The organism is Kitasatospora sp. NPDC001683 (assembly GCF_053596495.1).
The window spans coordinates 1-22,164 of sequence record NZ_JBSFGK010000073.1 but is presented as its reverse complement, the minus strand read 5'-3'; the positions used below and the strand labels follow the sequence as shown (position 1 = coordinate 22,164).

At 70.4% G+C, this 22,164-nt stretch carries 13 protein-coding genes and 2 pseudogenes; 8 read left to right on the top strand and 7 right to left on the bottom strand.

What is annotated here, in order from left to right; all coding sequences use genetic code 11:
* Positions 1-385 precede the first annotated feature (385 nt).
* Together ACWCYO_RS30360 and ACWCYO_RS30355 are read left to right on the top strand one after the other, a co-directional pair.
* Positions 386-745, top strand: coding sequence for a hypothetical protein (locus tag ACWCYO_RS30360; protein WP_449785985.1), 360 nt, complete (start codon positions 386-388; stop codon positions 743-745).
* A 546-nt stretch (positions 746-1,291) separates the two neighbouring features.
* The gene (locus tag ACWCYO_RS30355; RefSeq protein WP_449785984.1) at positions 1,292-1,660 is read left to right on the top strand and encodes a hypothetical protein; all 369 of its coding nucleotides are present in this window, start codon (positions 1,292-1,294) and stop codon (positions 1,658-1,660) included.
* 2,657 nt (positions 1,661-4,317) lie between these two features.
* On the opposite strand, the gene ACWCYO_RS30350 is transcribed toward ACWCYO_RS30355, so the two are convergent.
* The 4 genes from ACWCYO_RS30350 to ACWCYO_RS30335 form a co-directional block, all read right to left on the bottom strand.
* On the bottom strand, positions 4,318-6,345 hold the full coding sequence (locus tag ACWCYO_RS30350; protein WP_449785983.1) for a Helicase associated domain protein: 2,028 nt from the start codon (positions 6,343-6,345) through the stop codon (positions 4,318-4,320).
* Between the two features lie 340 nt (positions 6,346-6,685).
* A complete protein-coding gene (locus ACWCYO_RS30345; protein WP_449785982.1) occupies positions 6,686-7,201 on the bottom strand; it encodes a hypothetical protein in 516 nt (171 codons plus the stop codon).
* Positions 7,202-8,552: 1,351 nt separating this feature from the next.
* The gene (locus ACWCYO_RS30340; RefSeq protein ID WP_449785981.1) at positions 8,553-9,257 is read right to left on the bottom strand and encodes a response regulator; all 705 of its coding nucleotides are present in this window, start codon (positions 9,255-9,257) and stop codon (positions 8,553-8,555) included.
* Positions 9,258-9,324: 67 nt separating this feature from the next.
* Entirely contained in the window at positions 9,325-10,638 is a 1,314-nt protein-coding gene (locus ACWCYO_RS30335) for a sensor histidine kinase (RefSeq protein WP_449785980.1), read from the bottom strand.
* Positions 10,639-10,854: 216 nt separating this feature from the next.
* On the opposite strand from ACWCYO_RS30335, the gene ACWCYO_RS30330 reads away from it, so the two are divergent.
* The 3 genes from ACWCYO_RS30330 (at position 10,855) to ACWCYO_RS30320 (ending at position 14,502) form a co-directional block, all read left to right on the top strand.
* On the top strand, positions 10,855-11,550 hold the full coding sequence (locus ACWCYO_RS30330; RefSeq protein ID WP_449785995.1) for an ABC transporter ATP-binding protein: 696 nt from the start codon (positions 10,855-10,857) through the stop codon (positions 11,548-11,550).
* 73 nt (positions 11,551-11,623) lie between these two features.
* Positions 11,624-13,993, top strand: a complete 2,370-nt coding sequence (locus ACWCYO_RS30325; RefSeq protein WP_449785979.1) for an FtsX-like permease family protein — start codon at positions 11,624-11,626, stop codon at positions 13,991-13,993.
* 110 nt (positions 13,994-14,103) lie between these two features.
* Entirely contained in the window at positions 14,104-14,502 is a 399-nt protein-coding gene (locus tag ACWCYO_RS30320; protein WP_449785978.1) for a hypothetical protein, read from the top strand.
* Here the strand turns inward: ACWCYO_RS30320 and ACWCYO_RS30315 are convergent.
* The gene (locus ACWCYO_RS30315; protein ID WP_449785977.1) at positions 14,499-15,296 is read right to left on the bottom strand and encodes a helix-turn-helix domain-containing protein; all 798 of its coding nucleotides are present in this window, start codon (positions 15,294-15,296) and stop codon (positions 14,499-14,501) included. The genes ACWCYO_RS30320 and ACWCYO_RS30315 overlap by 4 nt on opposite strands.
* 188 nt (positions 15,297-15,484) lie before the next feature.
* On the opposite strand from ACWCYO_RS30315, the gene ACWCYO_RS30310 reads away from it, so the two are divergent.
* Both ACWCYO_RS30310 and ACWCYO_RS30305 read left to right on the top strand, forming a co-directional pair.
* A complete protein-coding gene (locus tag ACWCYO_RS30310; RefSeq protein WP_449785976.1) occupies positions 15,485-16,486 on the top strand; it encodes an alpha/beta fold hydrolase in 1,002 nt (333 codons plus the stop codon).
* 418 nt (positions 16,487-16,904) lie between these two features.
* Positions 16,905-17,735: a carbon-nitrogen hydrolase family protein gene (locus ACWCYO_RS30305; protein ID WP_449785975.1), complete on the top strand. Its 831-nt coding sequence runs from the start codon at positions 16,905-16,907 to the stop codon at positions 17,733-17,735.
* 1,350 nt (positions 17,736-19,085) lie between these two features.
* Here ACWCYO_RS30305 and ACWCYO_RS30300 read toward each other — a convergent pair.
* Positions 19,086-20,288, bottom strand: coding sequence for an alpha/beta hydrolase family protein (locus ACWCYO_RS30300; RefSeq protein ID WP_449785974.1), 1,203 nt, complete (start codon positions 20,286-20,288; stop codon positions 19,086-19,088).
* Between the two features lie 266 nt (positions 20,289-20,554).
* Here ACWCYO_RS30300 and istA point away from each other — a divergent pair.
* Positions 20,555-21,367 (top strand): annotated as a pseudogene (istA, locus tag ACWCYO_RS30295) (IS21 family transposase); the annotation flags it as partial.
* A 366-nt stretch (positions 21,368-21,733) separates the two neighbouring features.
* On the opposite strand, the pseudogene ACWCYO_RS30290 reads toward istA, so the two are convergent.
* Positions 21,734-22,164, bottom strand: a pseudogene (locus ACWCYO_RS30290) (hypothetical protein); the annotation flags it as partial.

The window sequence follows — 22,164 nt, the reverse complement described above, 5'->3', positions numbered from 1 at the left end:
CACCACCCGGGACCCGGAAAACGCAGGCAGAAAAACCCTCGAACACTCCTGCCGAAAACACTCCAGAAAACCCCGGAAAGCAATCTCGGAAACCCGCCCAAACAACCCGTCAATTCCCCATCCCCGACACCCCCTATCCCAGTCGCATGGCATGCCCACGGCAAACACACACGGCAACCAAACCTCGGCCGCCACACCCCACAGGACGAACGGAACCCGAGACCCGACCCCGCCCACATTGGTCCAACCAGCACCCGGCAAAACCCCCAAAACACCCAAAAACGCCACCCAGACCATCAACAGGTCACACCGCAGTGGCCCCGCCACGGCACGGGCGTCGGCATCGTTGGACCGGCGAAGGACCGACGACCCGTGGAGCGATGACATGAGCCGCTACCTGCCTGACCCGTCCATCCCCGTCGCGGAGCTGGGCGCGCCCGTCCACGCGGCCCTGCGTGCCGCACGTGAGGCCGGCGCCCCACAGCTGGCTCTCGCCTACCCCTCCCGCACGCCCGGCGGGAGCTGGCACGTCACCGTGCTGGAGACCGCGACCGACGACGTCCGCTTCGACTTCCACACCGGCAGCGCGCAATGGGACCCCACGACCGTCGAGCGCGAGTTCCGCCGACGCGGCTACGACTCGCTGGCGGGCATGCTCCACCAGGAGTGGACCCGGCTGATCGACGCAGGCCGCAGCACCCACCTGTTCACGGACCCGCACGAGCAAGACGACCGGTGGTCGTAGAACGGCACGAAGGCGGCTGTCCCAGCCGCCTCCCACCCCCACCACCGAGCGGCCGGCACCAGCCGGACGCGAAGAACAACAGCCCAGCGCAGCGACCGGACACACCGACCCGACGCCCCACCCACCACAACCACAACCACCACCAGACCGGGGCCCAGGAGAGGTAAGTCAGAGTGGTGAGAACGCTGTCCCGGCGCGCCCGACCAGCACAAACAGCCGGGCAGCGGGACCAGAGCCGGACGCCGAACCGAACCGCGGACCGAAACCTCAGCCGGCCCCCGTACCGAACCACGAGCCGAACCCCCGGCCGAACAGCCCCACGGCCTGTCGCACGGCGCAGCGCGCGACGTGGCGGCGGCCGCCCAGCGCTCAGGCCAGACGCTTGAGCAGGTGCCGTGTGCGCCCTCGGTCGGGACGCTCGGCCGGTTCAACGACGCATCGCCCTGCCGAACACGGCGGCCAATGACCCGCCTGGACGCCAGTAGTAGCCGCCGGCGTGGCAGGAGGATGAGATAGAAGTCCATCAGCGCGGCGACGGAGGGTCTGATGAGCGACAAGGTCTTTGCTGCCGTCATTGCTGCCATCGCAGCAGTCGTGGCAGCACTTCTTACCGGGCTTCTGTCCTACCTGGCTGCAAGGCTCAAGTTCGTTGATGACCTCCGCCTCCAGGAAGCCCGGCTGCACACCGAGCTCCGTACTCAGTTCATGGCAGAAGAGGCCATCCGCGAACTTCTCCTTACGGCTCAGCCGAAACGATCGTTCGAGAAGATCAAGCTCCGCCTCGGCGGCTTCAGCGACGACGACTTGCGCCAGTTGCTCGTTCGTGCCGGGGCGGTGTGCTTCAAAGGGACTGACGGCACAGAGTACTGGGGTCTCCGCGAGCGCAATAAGCCCGCCCTCGAAGCAGATAAGTGATCGAGGTTCCTCGCCGTCGGTCAAGGCATGCGGGGGACCCCTCCAGGACTCACGCAGAACCCCCGTCGGGACCGCATCCACGACCGCGAGAAACCTCCCAGTCCAGCACCTGGGCAGGGCGCCCCCGAACAGCAACAACAGGACGGCGAGCAGCCACACGAACCGGACGTCGACCAGGACGGCGGACAGCGCCCCCGGACCCCACCCCACCCCACCCCACCAACGCGGCCGGCACCAGCCGGACGCAGAGAAAAAGGCACAGCGCAGCGACCGGACACACCGACCAACGCCCCCGCCCACCACAACCACAACCACCACCAGGCAAGGGCCCAGGACGGTAAGTCGGCATGGTGAGAACGCTGTCTCGGCGCGCCCGACCAGCGCAAACAGAGAGCAAGCGGGACCAGAGCCGGACGCCGAACCGAACCCCGAACCGAACCCCCAGCCGAACAGCACACGGCGACATCGGCGCGACGATTACGGACGGCGGCGTCCGGCGGACCGAGCCCCCCACGAGCAGGCGCCGCAGGCCGTCCCAACCCGACAGCGCACCACCACCACCCCCACCCCACCACCAGGAGAACAGGGGCGCGCAGAAAGGGTTGTCGGCTTTTCCGCCCACCTTGGTGGGCCCGCTGAGCTGCACAGATGCCACCCCAGGCCCGGAGTGGGGGTGCTGGCATCAGGAGTCACATCAGGAGTTGCAGCAGGAGCTACATCGGAGCTGCATCAGGAGTCGCGCCAGGAGGCCCGGACGGGCCGTTCCCAAGCCGCGTGAGCCCACGCCGCACCACCCGGGCCGGACGGGACGTCAGAACGCCGGGGCGCCCCGTCAGGGGCCGTCCGTGATCGTCGCCGTCCCGGACCGGCGGGGCCGGAACAGCGTCCGGTCGCCGGGCGCTCACCATCACAACGGCCCCGCAGGGTGGGAACCCCTGCCGTCCGGACCGTCACCCACACACGCACCACCCACCACCAGCAACCAGGGCACAGAGACGGACAGAAGGGGTTGTCGGAATTTCCGGCCGCCCAGAAAGGGCCGCTGAGCTGCGGAAACGCGCGGAGAGCGCCGGAAGCGAGGGGGTACCTACGGTGGTACCTGCGCCCGTACCTGCGGTGGTGCCCTCGGTGGCGCCTGCGGTGGTGTCTACGTGCTCCCGGAACAGCACCTGGAGCAGCCGGTTCGGGCCGCCGCCGGGGCGGCGCGGACGGCTTCGCCGGACGCGCACAAGAACCACCGGCCCGCCGCAGGCGCGAACCCCGAACCGGACCGACCGACCAACCTCCACCACCCAAGACATAACGGCAGGGAAAGGGTTGTCGGTATTTCCGGGCCACCTGGAAGGGGGTCTGACCTGCGGCGATGCCGCGCCCGACCGGATGGCTGTGCGCTTACAAGACCACCCACAAGGCGCCTCCCAAGACCACCCACAAGGCGCCTGAGTACCTGTTTCTGAACCCAAAGAGCGCAGGTCACCCCGTGGATGTCCGAAAGGGGAGGTTTGCGTAAGCGTTCGCCGAAGGGTCACGGTGACCGTTGGGCGAACGGAACCTCTGGGGTTCATGAGGCAGGTGAGTCGCCGGGGCGTGGTCACCGCGGTGACCTTCACCCAGAAGCCCGCGGGTCGGTCGGCGGACCGACTCTGCCTTGATCCTTCTCAAGGTGGTGGCCACCAACTCGGCCCAGAACCCACCTTGGAGTCAGGCTACCGAAGCCGCCGACTCCAGGGTTCAGAAACAGGTACTAATGCCCCCGGGCACGCGATGAAGGTGCCCGGGGAAGCACGCAGCGTGTGACGCGGACGGGAAGCCGAAAGGCCGCCGCCCGCAAGGGGCGACGGCCTTTCGGTGCTTTCTCAGGGCCTGGCAACTGTAGCGGTGCCTTCCGACATCCCACCTCGGCGCTTACCCACCAGCACAAGAAGTAGGTGCTCACAGGAGCAGAATGGCGACCGCACAGATCAGTAGTGCGAGGACACCGGCGCATCCTCCTCCTCCGGCGGGGGTATGTACGGGACGCCTGTTCATGGCGCTATGGGGAAGGGTCGGGCGGCTGCGATGCGGAACCCACAGGCCGGGGCGGTCACCGAGAACAAGCCCGCTCATCTCGTCGAGGTAGCACGCGTGCCAGTAGGCATCGTTAGCCTGTGGCCTCCATCGTTCGTGCGTCATAAATGCGGCATCTACCGGATTTGCGCCGTCGGGCATCTGGAATACCAGCCAGCCTGCAGGCACGCCCATGTGCCACATCATGAACTCGCCGGATGTAACCTCGCCGGTCAACAGCGCCGCGCATGCCTCGTAGCCTGGCACGCCCTCGGCCCGCAGCCAAGCACGTAGATCAGCGCTCGCCTGGCTGGCAGTGTCGAAAGTCCGAAATTCCCGGGCATCGCAGTAGCTACGGTTTAAGCGCTGCGTGTAGTAATGATCTCCCCGACCCTCGTGCCTACTCCACGGGTATCTGGTCTCAACCCATGTCCATCTACTCATGGCGCCCCCTAGCTTCCGATAGGACCGTCAGGCGACGCCCCGTCAGCTGGGATACCCCAGACGCGGCCAGCAACGCTGGCGGAGGTCTTCCAAGTTCAGAAACAGGCACTGACAAGGCCACCCACAAGATGCATGCCGTGGCTGGGAGGGGAGGCGCCGAGGCGGGGTCAGCCGGTGACGGTCTCGGCATGCCGGGTGAGAGCATCCAGGAGCGCGGTCTGCTGGTCGGTCAGCTTCCCGTCGGCGCGGGCCCCCGCCTGCTTGCGCAGCCAGGTGCCGGGCCGGAACGCGGGATCGTCGCCGAGGCCGGTGCGGTTCGCCGGGCCGTCGAGGGTGCCGCCGGCGGCGAGGTAGGCGAGCAGGCGGCGGTAGGAGCGGTTCCAGTCCGGCTCCAGGCGCCACAGCTCGTCCAGCGCGTCCAGCTTCGCCGCCTGGTCGCCAGTGAGACCCGCGGCCTTGCGCTGACGACGCATCCACGCGCCGACCGCGTAGCCGTCCAGCTTCTCCGTCGCCGGGACGGCGAGGTGGCCGTGCTGGGCGGCCCAGGCACGGGCGTAGGCGTAGCCGCGTTCCCAGGCGTTGGCGTGCTTGGACCAGATCATGCCCAGCGCGTCCAGCTCCGAGACCCGCGCGGCATCGAGCAGGCCTTGGCCGCCCAGGTAGCGCTGCCGGTCGAGCCAGGAGATCAGCTCGCCGTGTGTCTCGCGGTCGGTGGGGTCGAGGTGGCCGTGCTCGAGGTGGAACCTGGCGGCGACGGCGTGCATGCGCTGCCACTCCGTCGCCCGCGGGTTGAACGCGCGCAGCTTCACCGTCTGGAGGATCCGCGCCGCGTGCCGCTTCGCGTCGATCCGCAGCCAGTCCACCGGCGACTCCACCGGCGCCGCCGGCTGCTGCTCGCCCTCGCCCGCCTCGCCCTCGGCCGAGGCCTGCGTGGTGGTGTGCGCGGCGCCCTGGGAGCGGGTGCCGCGCAGTTCGGTGATCCGGCCGACCACGCGGGCGTCGTGCGCGGCCAGGGCGCGCAGGACCCGCCAGATGGTGCGGAAGCTGGAGGCCTCCATCTCGGCGTCGGCCTCGGCTTTCACCGCCGCGCCGGCGTCCTTCACCTCGGCCGGGTCGGCGGCCGCCGTGCCGTCGTCACCGACCAGCGGCGTCGGGAGGTAGACGGGGATGATGACCCAGGAGACCTTGCCCTGCCGGTAGGACTGGCGCAGCGCCCGGCCGACGGCCTGCACGATGTCGATCACGCTGGACTTGGGGTCGGCGAAGCAGACCGCGTCCACGGCCGCCACGTCGATGCCCTCGGTGAGCAGCCGGGAGTTGCAGAGGATGCCGCACTCCTCGCCGTCGTCGCCGGTGTGGGCCTTGAACTCCGCGAACGCCGCCCGCCGGTCCCGCAGGCGGTCGGTGCCGGCGACCGCCTTGGCCCAGATCCGCTCCGGCCGGTCCGCGTCCTTCAGCAGCGCGGCCGCCGCGGGCAGGTCCGCGGCGAACTCCCGCGCCCCAGCCACCCGGGAATGGAAGGTGATCACGCGGCGCAGGTCCAGGTCTGCGACCGCGCGCAGCACCGCAACCTGGAGGGCCAAGCGCAGCAGGTCCTCGTTCGAGCGCTGGGAGCGCAGGTCGGCGACGGCGGGCAGGTTGAGCAGGTCGCGCAGGTCCTCGTCGGTGACGACGGGGACCAGGACGCGGTAGTCGGCGAGGTAGCCGTGCTCGATCCCCTGGCCCAGGGTCCAGGTGTAGACGGTCGGGCCGTAGATCGTCTCGTCGTCCATCGAGCACAGCGCCGGCAGCGTCTGGCCCTCGGCGCCGTCGGTGTCGGCGGCGGCGCCGAGGTCGGCCAGGCCGTCCATCGCCCGCCGGTCATCCGCGATCCTCGGCGTGGCGGTGAAGTACAGCCGCCGCAGCGCGGGGACCTGGTCGTCGGCGTGGACGGCGGCCCACGCCTTGCCGTCGGAGCCGGCCGTACGGTGCGCCTCGTCGACGACCACCAGGTCCCAGGCGGGCAGGCCGAACTGCTGGTGGGCCTGGACGATCCGCCCCAGGGACGCGTACGTCGCGTACACCGTCACCGGCTCGCCGGGCTTGGCCGAGATGACCAGGTCGGCGATCCGCGCGGCCTGCGTCGACACCTGCGCCCGCACCCGGCCGCCGGCCTCCGCGCTCTCCAGCGCCTCCTCCCGCGAGCACGCCGCCACCGCCAGGCCCCGCCGCCCGCCCTTCAGCGACCAGGCCTCCGCCGTCTGCTCCAGCAGCTCGATCGTCGTCCGCCGTCGCGACCAGATATGACAAGCGCGTCTACGTCTTCCTTCGAATCTCAGCCCTGAGCGACGGCGTCACCACCAGGTCTTCGGAGTACTGGACCCGGCCGTACCGATCCACGAATCTCCGGAAGTCCGCCGGAAGCTGGGCCCCGAACCGCTCGAGGCCCTCTCTCAACTCACCTCGACGCCCTCACGTCCGGGATCACCCATCAGCTCCCCGAGACGGCCGAGGGTTCCCGTCAGTTCCACATCTCCGATTTCCTCCATGCCCGGCTCATTCGGTAGAGAAATCACTCCACGACCGGGTGCCCGAAGCGACGTCGAAGACCTCGGACAACGTCGAGAAGAAGGCGGCATCACCATTCCCGACCCAGAAGTACCGCTTATCCGGTGATTCCTCGTCCCACACCATGAAGATCCCCACTGTGCCGTCCACGTTCACCGAAAGCGGAGCCAGTACTGCATCCTCCGTGAGCCCCTCGTCTATGTGGACGTCGATGCTGGTGACGACATTGCGGAAGCGGAGCGCCCGCGAGAGCGTCTCCCCGGACGGCCAGTCACACCACCCCAGGAGAGGCATACCCGAACGGAAGTTGTCCATCCCGTCGGAGAACTCCAGGAACTCGCGGTAGCCCGGCTCGATCGGCTGCCGCAACCACCTCTCAAGCTCCGCGATCTGACCCGCATCCGCTGGCGGCCGAAGCCCCGGAGGCGCCGATAGATCGGACTCGGGATCCGACCGGTGGTCGGCGTTCCTCGCGGCTACGAGCCTGTCAATCCACTCAGCCAAGGCGCTCCACTCCCATCGTCGTCGTGTACTTGCTAGTGCCGTGACCGAGAAGGTTCACCGGAATGACGCTGGTGAGCCGGCTAGATGTACCAAGCCGCTCCGTCCGGAGGACGCCAGAAGCGGTGACAGGCCCGGTCAGCCCGCCAGTGGCTACTCGGGCCCGCCCCGGGTCGTTCGCTGCTCGACCTGTGGAGGAACGTCGACGGTGGCAATTGGAACCGCACGATCACCCTGTTGACGTCTACCGCCCCGTCCACCTTCTCCGAATACTTCAATACCGACCGACCGAAGGCCGGCCCCCCGCTTTCCACCGGTTGGGACGCGCTTTCCTACCTCCGCAGCCATTCCATCCAGTACTGAACTCACTGATCCCGTGCTTTTACGAGCAGAGCTGTCCGGGGTGTGATCAGAACAAACCGGCGAACAACACCGGCAGGCGTGGAGCTGGCGGATGCCTACCGGTGCGGGCGCACCGGATGGCGCCACAGGCCGCCGGTGTCGCGGGCGACACCGGCGGCGACCTCCATGACGACCTCCTGGCGCCGTCCTGCGGATCGGCGCCCCGTCCCACCACGCCTTCAGCTTCCGTGCCGGCACCGCCCACACCACCAACCCCGCCCCGGCCGTTCTCAGGCACCAGAGCGCCGAGCGCGTCGACGACGTCCGCTGCCGTCCGGTACGTCCCGGCAGGCAAAGGGTAGCGGTCCCCCGCTCGCCTCGGCCGCGCCGGCCGCCACCGCCAGGTGCTCCAACACCTCAAGTTCGCGCGCGAGCAGGTGCTGCGCTCCGCCGGTGGTCACTCTCCACCGGTTCCGCGAGTGCGGCCGTAGGTGTCGGCAGCGATGCGCTCACCGGTGACCGTGCTGCGGGCCAGCAGGAGCGACGGTGCCGTGACGGCTGCCCACAGCGGTCCCATGAGGACGTGTAGGAGCCCCGGCCAGGCGCGCGGCCGGCCGGGCCATGCCCGGCCGCCGCCTCCCGCCGCATTGGCAAACGACAACAGCGGCCTGTCCGACGCGGGGCTGCGCCGACTGCGCGAGGTACTGGAGGCGCATGTCGAGTCCGAGAGGCTCCCCGGACTCGAGGCCCTGGTCGGCCGGGGCGAGGAGAACCACAGTGAGGATGTTCATGAGCGGTTCCCGGCAGGTCTGACGGCGGCGTGGCGCGGGCACCAGGGTGTCCGGGGCGGTATGGACGGGGACGACGTAGGGGCGCTGTACGTCGACCGGCGGGGCGTGACCGGTGCGGTCGCCGGTGTGCCAGGACTGGCACTGGAAGGCGTCCCCGTGCGGGTTTCGGCGCCACCGGACATCGACAACGGCGCCGAACACAGCCCGCACCGCCATGGCGGCTATGGCGCCGCGGCCCCCGGCCGGACCAGCCCGGACTCGTAAGCCGCCACGATCGCCTGGGCCCGGTCGCGCAGGCCGAGCTTGAACAGGATCCGGGTGACATGCGTCTTCACCGTGGTCTCGCCGAGGACGAGCCGCTCGGCCAGCTCAGCGTTGCTCAGGCCCCGGGCGAGCAGCCGCAGCACGTCCAGCTCGCGCGGCGTCAGCGCGGACAGGTCGCGGTGCAGCGCCTCGTCCGCCGCGTCCTGGCGGGCGAAGCGTTCGATCAGGCGCCGGGTGATGCTCGGCGCGAGCAGGGCGTCGCCGGCCCGCACCTGGCGGACAGCGCCGACCAGTTGCTCGGGGGAGACGTCCTTCAGCAGGAAGCCGCTGGCACCGGCTCCGAGTGCCGCGTAGACGTAGCGGTCGAGGTCAAAGGTGGTCAGCATGATGATCCGGGGCGGTTCGGCGTCCGCCGGAATCTCCGCGAAGATCCGGCGGGTCGCCTCCAGGCCGTCCAGCTCGGGCATCCGGATGTCCATCAGTACCACGTCGGGCGAGGTGCGCCGGACGGCCTCGACGGCCTGCAGTCCGTCCGCGGCCTCGGCGACCACGTCGATCCCCTCCGCCTTGAAGATCAGTCGGAAGCCGGTTCGCAGCAGGTCCTGGTCGTCCGCGATCACCACGCGCAGCCGTCGCTGCGCCTGCTCGCTCGTCTCGGTCACTCTGTTCCGCCCCCGTCGTGGTTCCTGCTGCCGGTCGCCGGTCAATCTACTGCCCAGGTCACGGCTGTCAGCATGTCGCCGCCTCCCGGGGGATGACGGCCCGTACCCGGAAGCCCCCGCCTGGTTCTGCGGCAGCCTCCAGTGTGCCGCCGTAGACGCCGAGGCGCTTGCGCAGGCCAAGCAGTCCGCGCCCGTTGCCGGAGTGCGCGGTGGGCGCGGGACGGCCGCCGGAGTCGGCCACCACCAGGGTCAGTTGCTCCGACGCGTGCTCCACCGTGATCCGCACCGCAGCGCCCCGGGCGTGCTTCATGGCGTTGGTCACCGCCTCCTGCACGACCCGGTAGGCGGCGAGGTCCATCCCTGGCGGCAGCCGCACCGGCTCGCCGAGCACGGTCAGCTCGACCGCGACCCCGGCGTCGCGCACCCGCTCCGCGAGCGCGGGCAGCTGGCCCAGCCCGGGGGCGGGCCGTAGCTCGGCGTCGTCCGAGAAGTCATCGGCCTCGCCCATGGTGAGCAGGTCCATCGCGTGGCGCAGCTCCGTCATCGCGGCCCGGCCGCTCGACTCCGCCGCCCGCAGCGTCTGCTCGGCCTCGGCCTGGTCGAACCGCATGATCTTGCGGGCGGCGCCGGCCTGCACCGTCATCACGCTGACGTGATGGGTGATCACGTCGTGCAGCTCCCGTGCGATGCGGGAGCGCTCCTGCTCGGCCGCGAGCAGGGCGGCCTGCTCCTTCTCGCGCAGCAGCGCCTGCTCGCGCAGCGACCAGGTGCGCACCGTGTTGACCACCAGCGCGACCGGGACCAGGAAGAGGAAGGTCGCTGTCCCGGACTCCAGCGCGGGCACGCTGGACTCGTGGGTCGCCGCGAGGACGACGGTGGCTGCCGCCGCGCCGGTCAGCGCGAGGACTCGCCGGCTGCTGTGGATCGCTGCGCTGTAGACGGCGACCACGCAGGCCAGGAAGGTGGCGAGCGGGTCGAAGCCCGGGCTGAGGTGGAACAGCAGGCTCGCCGCCACCACCGTCGCGCACACCGTCAGCGGGTAGCGGCGCCGCACCAGCAGCGGCAGCGCCGCCAGCACCGCGAGCGCCACCTGCCAGGGCTGCACGGCGGCGTAGTGGTGGACGACCATCCCGTAGGCGGGCGGCGGGACGGCGGGCACACCCTCCGGGGTGGTCGGAAGGGTGGGTGCGGTCAGCGCCACGCTGACCGGCGAGCGGCTCAGCGCGCTGTCCACCGTCGCGGCCGTGAGCGCGAACGCCAGCGCCGCGTCAGCGGCCCAGGACCACCCGGCGCGCCTCGGCGGCGGGGCGGTCGTGGTGCGGAGCGCGGTGAGCCCGGCGGACCAGCGGCGGGCGAGATCGGTGAGCGGTTGGAGATCCACGGCCCGGAGTCTGGCAAAGCCGCCCGCCCCAGCGCATCCCTCCACCCGACGAACCAGCTTCCGACCTGCAGCATCCTCCGCACGGAGGAGGCGGCGCGGACTCCTCCTCAAGGAGGACCTGCGGCGGCCGAGGCGGGTTCGTCACCGCGCCGGACGCGGGTGAGCGGGCGTCAGACCTAGCTTCGGGGCCGTTGAGACCGTTCGTTTCCTGGAGGCATCGTGACCCCGCCCGTCATCGAGATCCGAGCCGTGCGCAAGGAGTACGACTCCGGCCGAGCCGCCCTGGCCGGCCTCGACCTGGACGTGGCCGCCGGCGAGGCGCTCGCCGTCCTCGGCCGCTCCGGCAGCGGCAAGTCGACGCTGCTCAACCTGATCGCCGGGCTCGACCGGCCCAGCGAGGGCACGGTCGCCGTCGCCGGAGTGCGCCTGGACGGGCTGAACGAGGCCGAGTTGGCCCGCTACCGGCGCGAGCGGATCGGCATGGTCTTCCAGTTCTTCCACCTGCTCGACGACCTCACCGTCACCGACAACGTGCTGCTCCCGGCCCAGCTGGCTGGCCTGCCCCGGGCCCTGGCCCGCCGCCGGGCCGCCGAGTTGCTGGAGCGCCTCGGCATCGCCCGCCACGCGGCGGCCTTCCCCGGCCGGCTCTCCGGCGGGGAGCGGCAGCGAGTCGCCGTCGCCCGGGCGCTGATGAACCGTCCGGCGCTGCTGCTCGCGGATGAGCCTACCGGCGCGCTGGACAGCACCTCCGCAGCCGACGTCCGGGACCTGCTGGTCGGCCTCCACCAGGCGGGCCAGACCATCGTGCTGGTCACCCACGACGTGGCGCTGGCCCGCGACTGCGCGACCCGCACCATCGAGCTGGTCGACGGCCGGATCGCGCACGACGTCCGCGCGGAGGTGAACCGATGAGTGAGCGGAGCGAGCGAATCATCAAGGAGTGCGGGTGGGCGAATGCCCTCGCTGAGCGGAGCGAGGTGGGCGCATGAGCGCGCTGGGCAAGGTGGTCCGGGCCGGGGTGGGCCGCCGCCGGGTCCAGACCCTGGCGGTCCTGCTGACCACACTGATGGCGGTGACCGCGGCCGTCCTGGCCGCCGGACTGCTGGTCGCCTCCCGAGCGCCCTTCGACACCGCGTTCGCCGCGCAGCACGGAGCCCAGCTGACGGCCGAATTCGACGCGGCGCGCAGCACCGAGGCGCAGGCCGCCGCGACCGCCCAGGTCGTCGGTGTGAGCGCCGCGGCCGGGCCGTATCCGGTGCTGTCGATCAGCCCGCATATCGGGGCCGGCACCTCCGGGATGGCGGTGGGCCGGCAGATGGCGCCGCTGCGGATCGTCGGCCGGGCCGACCCCGCAGGAGCGGTGGACGGCCTGCGGCTGGCCTCGGGGCGGTGGGCCGAAGGGCCGGGCCAGGTGGTGCTGGAAGCCCGCAACGCGCCGCTGGATGTCGGCGACCAGCTGTCCTTTCCGGACCTGCCGGGCCGCCCGAACCTGACCGTCGTCGGCCTGGCGGACTCGATGACCGGCAGTGCCGACGCCTGGGTGCCGCCCGCGACCCTCGCCCGGCTCACCCCGCCCGGCACCCGGCCGAACCACCAGATGCTCTACCGCTTCCACGAGGCCGCGACGGACGCGCAGCTCGGCGCGGACCGGGCGGAGCTGGCCGCCGTCGTCCCGCCCGGTGCGATCACCTCCGCCGCCTCCTACCTCACCGTCAAGCGGGCCGCCGAGAAGTCCTCGGCCACCTTCGTGCCGTTCGTCACCGCCTTCGGCGCGCTCGGCCTGGTGATGTCGGTCCTGGTCATCGCCATCGTGGTGGGCGGCTCGGTGAGCGCGGCAACCCGCCGCATCGGCATCCTCAAGGCCCTGGGGTTCACCCCGGAACAGGTGGTCCGGGCCTACCTGGGGCAGGCGCTGATCCCCGCCTCGGCGGGCACGCTCCTGGGCGTGCTGCTGGCGAACCTGCTGGCCATCCCGGTGATGGGCGAAGCCTCGACCGCGTACGGCACCGGGACGCTGACCATCGCCCCGTGGGTCGACCTGGCCGTCGCGGGCGGCGCGCTGGCCGCCGTCGCCGCGGCCGCGCTGGTGCCCGCCCTGCGCGGCGGACGGCTGCGCACCGTGGAGGCGCTCACGATCGGCCGTACCCCGAAGCCCGGCCGCGGCCGCGCGGTGCGGGCGCTGCTCGGGCGGCTGCCGCTGCCGCGCGCGGTCAGCCTCGGCCTGGGCGGACCCTTCGTGCGGCCCGGCCGGTCCGCGACGATGGTCACCGCGGTGCTGCTGGGCAGCATCGGCGTGACCTTCGCGCTCGGCCTGACCCTGTCGCTGAACGGCATCCAGGACGGCATGAACCGCAAGTCGCCCGGGGCCGTGGTGGTCCAGGCCTTCGGACCGGCGCCCGCCCCCGTGCCGGGCGCCGCCAAGCAGCCCGTACGGAGGGCCGACCCGGAGACGATCGCCGCGCTGATCGCCGCCCAGCCGGGTACCCGGCGCTCCTTCCGCACCGGCCTGACCCAGGTCGGGGTGGCGGGCCTGGCCGGGCCGACCGAGGTGGTCGAGTACACCGGCGACTCGTCCTGGGGCTCGTACCAGATGGTCGCCGGCACCTGGTTCGACGGCCCGGGCCAGGCCGTCGTCCCCGGCGGCTTCCTGGCCTCGACCGGCACCCACGTCGGCGACACCGTCACCCTGACCGCCAACGGCCGCCAGGCCCCGGTTCGCATCGTCGGCGAGGCCTTCACCACCCGCCAGGCCGTCCTCACCGATGCCCGTTCGCTGGACGGCCTCGGCGCCTACGTCATCCCGGAGTCGATCGAGTTCGACATCGACCTCGCGCCGGGGACGGACCGGCAGAGCTACCTCGACGCGCTGGACCTCGCGCTCGCGCCGTACGGCATCACCGGCCAGCCGAACGGCAGCCACCTGACCAGCATGGCGGTGTCGATGGACGCGCTGGCCACGACGCTCGCCCTGATGCTGGTCGCGGTGGCCGGGCTCGGGGTGCTGAACACCGTGGTGCTGGACACCCGCGAACGCATCCGTGACTTCGGCATCTACCGGGCCCTGGGGATGACCCCGCGCCAGACCGTCACCGTGATCCTCACCTCGGTCGCGGGCATCGGCATGGTCGCGGGCCTGGCGGGCATCCCCATCGGCATCGCTCTGCACGACTACGTGCTGCCGCGGATGGGCCGCGCCGCCGGGACGACGATCCCGGCCGCGGACCTGACGGTCTACCACGGCTGGGCCCTGGCGCCGCTGCTGCTGGGCGGCCTGCTGATGGCGGTGGGCGGCGCACTGGCCCCGGCCGGCTGGGCGGCCCGGACGGGCACGGCGACGGCGTTGCGGACGGAGTAGCCCTCGACAGCGCCGGCACCCGCACATTCACACGGGCGCCGGCGCCGCGCCGTGGGACGGTCAGCTGCTCAGAGGTTCTGCTCCAGCGCCGCAGGGTAGTTGCGGATGAAGTGGTCGCGCACGCCCTCGCCGGTCGGCTCGAAGGTGGCGGAGGTCAGGTCGTTGACGCGCGGATCGCCGACCGGACGGTGGCGGACGAGTACTTCGCTGTCTGGGAGAAGGTCGGGGCGCTCTACGATGCCCCGCGTCTGCTGCCGGCCGAGGCTGAGGGAACGGAGATGGCCCAGCTACGACGGGAGATGCACCGCCGGATGCTCGGCAACGGCTACTGCGCGCGCCCCGTCGAGATGGATTGCCACTACGAGTCCTGCACGTTCCTCGTCACCACCCTCGAATTCCGCCCCACCCTCGAACGCCAGCGGGACGACGCGGCGGCCAAGGGCCAGGCCGCCCGCGAGCAGATCTTCGACGGGCTCATCTCACGGCTGGACGAACAGGCCAGCTACTAACCGAACGTGCGCTCCACGCCGTCGTGCGCGGGCCAGGCTCTGTCATCGGCGGCCAGCCATGGCTCGTGCGCGGCGGCGGCGGGAGTTGTCCCGGTGAACGCGCGGATGTCGTGGTGGAGGTGGGGCTGGTCGGCATAGCCGCAGTCTGCTGCCACCTGCGCGGGGTTGTGTCCGTGGACCAGGCGGTGGACGGCGTGATCGAAGCGGACCAGCATGGCGGCGCGTTTGGGGGTCTGACCGATCTGCGAGCCGAAGCGTGACCACATGCGCTGGCGGCTCCACCCGGTGCGGGCCGCGAGATCGCTCACGCGGGCCTGTCCGTGGCTGGCGGCGATCCGGCGCCAGGCCCAGGCCACCTCGGGATCGACCGCCCTGCCCGCATGGAACCGGGTCATGAGTTCGGTGTCGATCAGTGCGAAACGCTCCGGCCAGGTTCGCGCATGGTGAAGCCGCTCCCGCAGGCGCGGCGCGGCACGGCCCCACAGATCGTCGAGCGCGATGACGCTCCCGCGCAACTCCGCGAGCGGGAGTCCGAGTACGGGGTGCGCGACAAGCGGAGACAAGCGGATCTGCACACACTCGACGTCCTCGGCACACACCTGGAAGGCGCTGAAGCCGAGCCCGGCGGTCAGGCTCTCCGACCGCATTCGGCCGACCGCCCCGTGGATGTCGAACGGGCGGTCACCGAGCTCGACAGCCAGGGTGACGGCTGGGTGAGGAATCGCTCGTAGGTCGATCGGGCCCTCCCCGCGAATGCGGAACCCGGCCATGTCGACACCGGGCAGCGCGGTCACCCGTGACGGTCGCGCGATCTCCCAGGCAGCCGTGGAGTCTGCCGTCCGAACAACAGGTTGCACACCTCGACGGTACGAGCGGCTCGGCGCCGGAATCAACCACCGTGCGAGGCACGACATTTCTCCAAGACGCCCCGCGCCCACCACCGCAAGAGTGATGGCACCCCGCACCGACCGACGGAGGAGCCGTGGACGAGACGACCACCCCACAGAGCAAAGGCACCCACAGCCGCCCGGACGCGGCACCGAACGTCCCGCGCAGACCGCGGGCGCGGACCCGCCGGTGGCGGACCACCCTGCTCGCCGCCGGCGCGCTGGCCCTCCTCCTCACGGCGAACACGGTGTCCGTGCTCAGCCAGACGGCCGCTGCCACCGGCGACCAGATCGTGCGCATTCCCGGCGGGGACCTCCACGTCGTCCAGGACGGGCCGCCCGACGCGCCCACGGTAGTGCTCCTGCACGGCCTCGGCGGCTCAACGGCGTGGTGGGACCCGGTCCTGCCGGCGCTGCGGGACCTGCACGTGGTGCGGGTGGACCTGCTCGGGCACGGCAGATCGGCCAAACCGGCCGACGGCTACGGCATGGCGGAGCAGGCGCGCCGGGTCGCTGCCGCGCTCGACCAGCTCGGGGTGCACCGCGCGACCGTCGTCGGGCACTCCACCGGCGGCGCCGTCGCCACCGCGCTGGCCGAGCAGCGCCGCGACCTGGTGGGGGCGATCGCACTGGTCGACACCGGCCCGCGGCTGGACACGTACATCGGCGACAGCTTCGCCGCCCACCTGATGTCCACGCCGGTGGTGGCGGAACTCATCTGGCGGCTGCGCACTGACGGCACCATCCGCGCGGCGCTGAGCTCCGCGTTCACCCGCGACGTGAAGATCCCTGACCGGATCGTCGCCGACGTCCGGGGCATGACCTACCGCAGCCTCACCGCGACCGACGAGGCGTCCAGCGCGTACCTGAAGGAACGGCCCATCCCCGACCGGCTCGCCGGCCTCGGCCTGCCGGCCCTGGTGGTCTTCGGCTCACAGGACCGGCGATGGCTACCGGCCTCCGCCCAGGACTACCGCCAAGTCCCCCACGCCCGCATCGAGATCCTCGACGGAGTCGGCCACACCCCCATGCTCGAGGACCCCGACACCACCGGAACCCTCCTCCACGGCTTCGCCGTCGAAACCGCGCCACACTGATCACACATGGGCCAGGGCTCACCGCTGGTTCTCGACGCCATGAGCAGCCGCCTCCTCGCCCAACTCCTGCTCCAGTTGCGGCTTCTTCGCACGGTGTAGCGCAGCCCGCCGTACCTCTGCGCGAAGCCCTCGCACCGGATCACCAGTTCCAGCGGGGCGGGGACCAACCGACCCTTGCGGTCGCGGACCCGCCGCAGCTCCGTGGGGAGCCTGGCGGCGGAGCTGTCCACCGCGGCGAAGGCCGCCGCCGGCCGCGCGGCTGAACTGCTGGACGCCGTGCCCGTGGCCGCCGACGTCCCGGCGCCGCTGGTGCGATCCAGGTCCCCAGGGCTGTGTCAGCCCCTGGAACTAGCATTCACCTGTGAGCCCTGGACCCCCTCGGCGCACCCAGTGTCGGCTGTCGAATGAGTTGCGAATCGTGTTCGACACGACCAGCTTGTGCAGCACAATGAGTCGCATGACAAGCCTTCGTATCGCGCTCGCCAACCTCGAAATTCCTGAGAGTCCAAAAGACTCCGTGGTACGAGCCGAGCGCGCGGTCAGAGCCGCTGCTGCTGCCGACGCACGTATCGTCTGCTTCCCGGAAGCCTACATACCGGGCTACCCATGGCCGCCGCACTCGCGTAAGGCCGTGAGCGCCGACTTCTTGGAAGCCGCGCACGAGCGCATCGCCCAGGCCGCACGGGAGAGTCACATCTACGTGGTTCTCGGTACGGAGCGGTACGTCTCGGACAAGCCACGTCTAACCACGCTCGTACTTCGACCCGACGGCGATCGAGCGGGCTATCAAGACAAGGTGCAGCTCGACCCAGCAGAAGATTCCACATACGAGGCAGGCAACGACCGCCGGATATTCGAAGTCGACGGCGTCCGCTTCGGCATCGCGATTTGCCACGAGGGCTTTCGCTATCCGGAGACGGTACGCTGGGCCGTTCGCAACGGCGCCCAGCTGGTGTTCCACCCGCACTATAACGAAGCAGATCCCGGCGCGTTTCAGCCGACCGAATTCGCCGACCCAAGAAATTCCTTCCACGAGAAGGCTTTTCTATGTCGCGCCGCCGAGAACAACTGCTACGTCGCCGCTGTCAACTGCGCAAGCCCGGGGTCGCCCACGACATCCGCCGTAGTACGGCCGGACGGCACGCTGCTCAGCCATCAGCCCTACGGAAGGCCGGGGTTGTTGGTCTGCGATATCGATCCCGCCGAGGCCACGCCACTGCTCTCGCAACGCCTGAGAACTCGCTCTTGAGGTGGAAACCACTCATTGTGTGATCAACTCCGGATGAACGGGGCCGCCGAGCGGGCTGGGCCAGTCTGACGGGGAACGATCACCCACCTCAGGGGAAACGATCTTCGGAGACCAGAAACGGTGCCGTACGCGGTGTGGCGCGGACTGTGGTCGGTCAAGCGCGGTGTCTACACGCAACCACCCGCTCGGCGGCCCGCATGACGCGGTCGCCGACGCTCGGCTCCTCGTTGCGAAGCTCGAACAGATGGCCGCGATACCATCCACTCCGCACCGAGGCAACCCACCACGGGTCACATCCCCGGGGGGCGCCAGGGCGCAGCACGACCGACACCCACGACTCCAGCAGGGGCACCGGCAGCCGGAACGGCCGCAGGAACGGCCCGGGCGGCAGACCCCGCGCTCCCCCACGCGGAGGCGAACACCCACCAGGGCGCCGGCAGGTCCAAAGCCGGGTCACCGGGGGGCCGGACGCGCCCCCAGCCCTGCCGCCCCACGCCACCCAACGCGGCCGACACCCTGCGGACGCAGAGAAGGGAGGCACAGCGCAGCGACCGGACGCACCGACCAGCGCCCCACCCAGCTACCAGAACGACCACCAGGGAGGGGTCCAGGAAGGTAACGGGCGGCACGGTGAGAACACCGCCTTGGCACCTCTGAACTGCGCGAACAGGCCGACAGCGCGGTCGGGGGCCGGTGGCCGAATCGAAACACGCACCGAACCCGCCCTGGCCCCCCGTGCCGAACTCCGAGCCGAACCCCCAGCCGCACAGCTCCCGCTCCGGACGGCGGCCGACACACGGCCGGCGGAACCCAGCCCAGGACTCAGCACCGCGGCGACCAGGACAGCGTCGAGGACAGCGGCCACGCCGCCAAGCGCTACTTGATGACTCGCGCGAGCCATACCCTCCAGGCCGGCGGACGGCAGCGAGCAGGAGGCCGGCGGACCGAGCCACGGCCGGTTCGCTAGCCCCATTGATGCGCGTCTCTGGACGATCCGGCGGCAGGTCGCCTTGTCGGCCGGCCGCACTTCGTCGTGACGATGTGGTGGTCGGCGGCCTGGTCCGGCAACACAGCCCGGCGGTTACTCGACCCGTCCCAGAACCACCTCGACAGATCGCTCGGCGGTCCCTCACCCTGGCGCGGCGTCGAATCCTTCCACACACGCCGGACCCGACAAGAGCCTCGACTGAAGCCACCCACCCGCAGGACCTGAACTGACTCACCGCTCGGTGAGATCACCTCAGTGAGCTCCTTCAAGGCCGTGGGGCTGTGCGGAGATGGGCCGCCATCCCCACGCCCTGAAGGGGTCTATCGCGCGTTCATAGGGCCATTCCGCGGCGGGAACCGCGCCTACGGCTGGGCCGCGACTTCGGAATAGGCCGGCGAGTTCCCGTCCAGCAACGGCTCTGGCATTCCCTTCAGGGTTTTGTCGAAGAAGGCTGTGACGTAGTCGCGGGTGATCTGCAGGCTCCGGAAGCCGTCCAGGGTCTGCCCGGGCAGCGACACCCCCGCGTCCTCGGCCAGAATCGAGAAGTCGCTGAACGAATTGTGATTCTCCCCGGACACCGCGAACCAGCGCTTGTAGCCGGTCAGGGACCTCCAGCTGTCGTTCCAGGTCTGGTCCCCGCCGCCCTCGGAGTGTTCGCCCTGCCCACCGAAGAGCATGAACGACCGCCCGCCGAGGGCCCCAGACGGGATCGCCGGCAAGAACGCACCGTCGAGGTTCACACCGGCCTGAATCCGCGGGTCGTCCTGCATCGCCGCGGCTGCGGCGGCTCCGCCGATCGAGTGCCCGGCCATGCCGATGCTGCGCTTGTCGATGAGGTGACTCAGGTCCCAGACATGCCCTCCGGTCAGCTGGTCGACGACGAACTTCACGTCCACCCCGCGGTCGGCGATAATCTGCGCGGCCAACGCGTCGGTAATCTTGGTCTGGAGGCAGAGGCACGGCGCGATGCTGCCGTCGGCGAGCTGCTCGCCGCTGTCCTCGTACGGATGCCCGACCAGCGCCACCACATAGCCGTGGCTGGCGAGCTCAGTCGCCAACGCGGTCAAAGTGCCCCTCGGATTCCCCAGCCCCGGCGACAGCACAACCAGCGGGAACTTGCCAGGCGCGGCCTTGGCGCCGGTGAAGGCGTTGGTCCACATGGCCGTGATCTCCTCCGGGGTGGTGCTCCCGAAGCCGTTGGGCTTCAGGCGAAGGGCCACAAAGTTCTGCGCCTCACCCAGGCTCATGTAGGGCGCCGGCTGCCCGGTCTCCCAGTGCGCCGGGTAGAACATCGAGACAGTCAGCTGCCGGAATCCCGCCGACGGCATCCACGGGTCCAGCCGACTGGTGTCGGTCAGGTGCAGCACGTCCTCGCCGGCCGCGTACGGACCGGTCGGTGCCGGCAGCGCGTACTGAGTGGCGGCCTGTGTGGTGGCCGATGTGACGGAAATCGAACCGGTGTGCGGCGCCTCGGCGAAGGCCGCGCCGGTCCCGGCGAGAACAGTGGCGGAGACAGACAGAGCAACGATCGCGGAGGCCGCCAGGCGGCGTCGGTTAGTAAGCATGCTTCGAAGCTATGATCCGCCATCGTCGGCACGAATCCGCCCACGGATGTATCTTCCCGCGGGCGCCTCTTCCAGGGGCCTGATTTGCCCGGACGCGGCCGACCTTGCACGCCACCCTGGCTCTATACGTGAGTTGTGAGAGCACCTGTCGCTGAGCGGCGAGAGCACCCCATGCCACGGGAGAGTGATGTCGCCGAGTTTCGAGAACACCTGGGTGCTTGCTTCGGGACCATGGTTGTGCACTGCACGAACAGGGGGCCCGGGTGCTGCCGAAGTCCAAGGTCGATCTGTACGCGGCGATCCGTCGTGACTCGCGTACCGGACTGTCGAACCGCGCTCTCATGCGGAAGTACGGCGTCGGCTTCCTGACGGTGAAGAAGGCCCTGGAGTCGGCGTGGCCCGAGCCCCGCAAGAAGCTGGCGCCCAGGGCGACTCGGCTCGATCCGTTCAAGCCGTTGATCGACCAGATGCTGCGGGCAGATCTGGATGCGCCGCGCAAACAGCGGCACACGGTGAAACGGATCTTCGACCGCCTGGTGGACGAGCATGGCGCCGACGAGGTCTCGTACCAGATGGTCCGCGGCTACGTGGCCGAGCGCCGCGGGGAGATCCGTTTGCAGGCGGGCCGCGGGGTGGTGGACGCGTTCGTCCCGCAGACCCACAAGCCCGGCGCGGAGGCGGAGGTCGATTTCGGCGACGTGACGGTGCGTCTGGCCGGCGAGTTGGTGACCTGCTACCTGTTCGCGTTCCGGCTGTCCTACTCCGGCAAGGCGGTGCACCGGATCTTCGCCTCGTGCGGGCAGGAGGCGTTCTTCGAGGGCCACGTCCACGCTCTCAACACGCTGGGCGGGGTGCCGACCGGGAGGGTCCGCTACGACAACCTTAGCGCCGCCGTCGCCCGGGTGCTGGGCTTCTCCCGCCAGCGGGTGGAGGCCGAGCGGTGGACCGCGTTCCGCTCGCACTACGGCCTGGATGTCCTCTACTGCCAGCCCGGCATCGGCGGTGCCCACGAGAAGGGCGGCGTTGAGGGACAGATCGGCTGGTTCCGCCGCAACCACCTCGTCCCCGTCCCTTCTCTGAACTAGCGGTTGTGAGGGCCGCGTTGTGGGTAGAGTCGGATCGGATTACTGGATGTCGGCTCTGGCCGGAGACTGCATGCGCCTGAGCGCATGGGGTGCCCAGTTTGCGTCGCCATCCAGCACGGTTCCCCTTGCGGGATTCATCTGGAGGTCGACGCATGCCTGTGTGGCTGTCACGCCCTGTTCTTGTCGCGTTGTTTGCGCTGCCTCTTCTGGCAGTCGTGTTGCTGTCTGCGCCGGCCTGGCTGACCTGGCCATTCCTGCCGTCTGGGCGCCAGGAGGTCGTGTTGGCCGTCCTCGACCGCCTTGTCCAATGGACTCGGGTAGCGGTGCAGCGCGGTGGCGGCCCCGCGGACCGGGCCATGGTCAAGTAGTTCGCGCGGCGATCTCGCGGAACGAGGGCATGCCGAGGTCGGTGGCGGCGGTGCGGCGGGCGATGAGGTTGTCCAACTGGGCGAGTTTGGCGTTCGCCGCTGCCAGGCTGACCTTGAGCCCCTCGGCTTCGCCGCCCCAGCCTTCGCGTTCGGCTTCGGCGATGCGGGCAATGAGGTTGTCGCGGATGTCCACCAGCCGCTGCCGTTGGGCCGGGTCGGCTCGCAGCAGAGGACATCTGACGCAGCTGTGCTCGTGGATGCAGGTGGTGCCGTAGGCGCGTCCGCAGTCGCCGAGGGCGACCTTGCGGCGTTCGAAGTGGCCGAGGAAGGGCCTTCCTCCCGAAGTGTGGACACCCCGGACACTGGATCGCGGAGATCCAGAGGAAGAGGAGTCCCCCGTGGTGATGAAGGTGTACTCGCCGG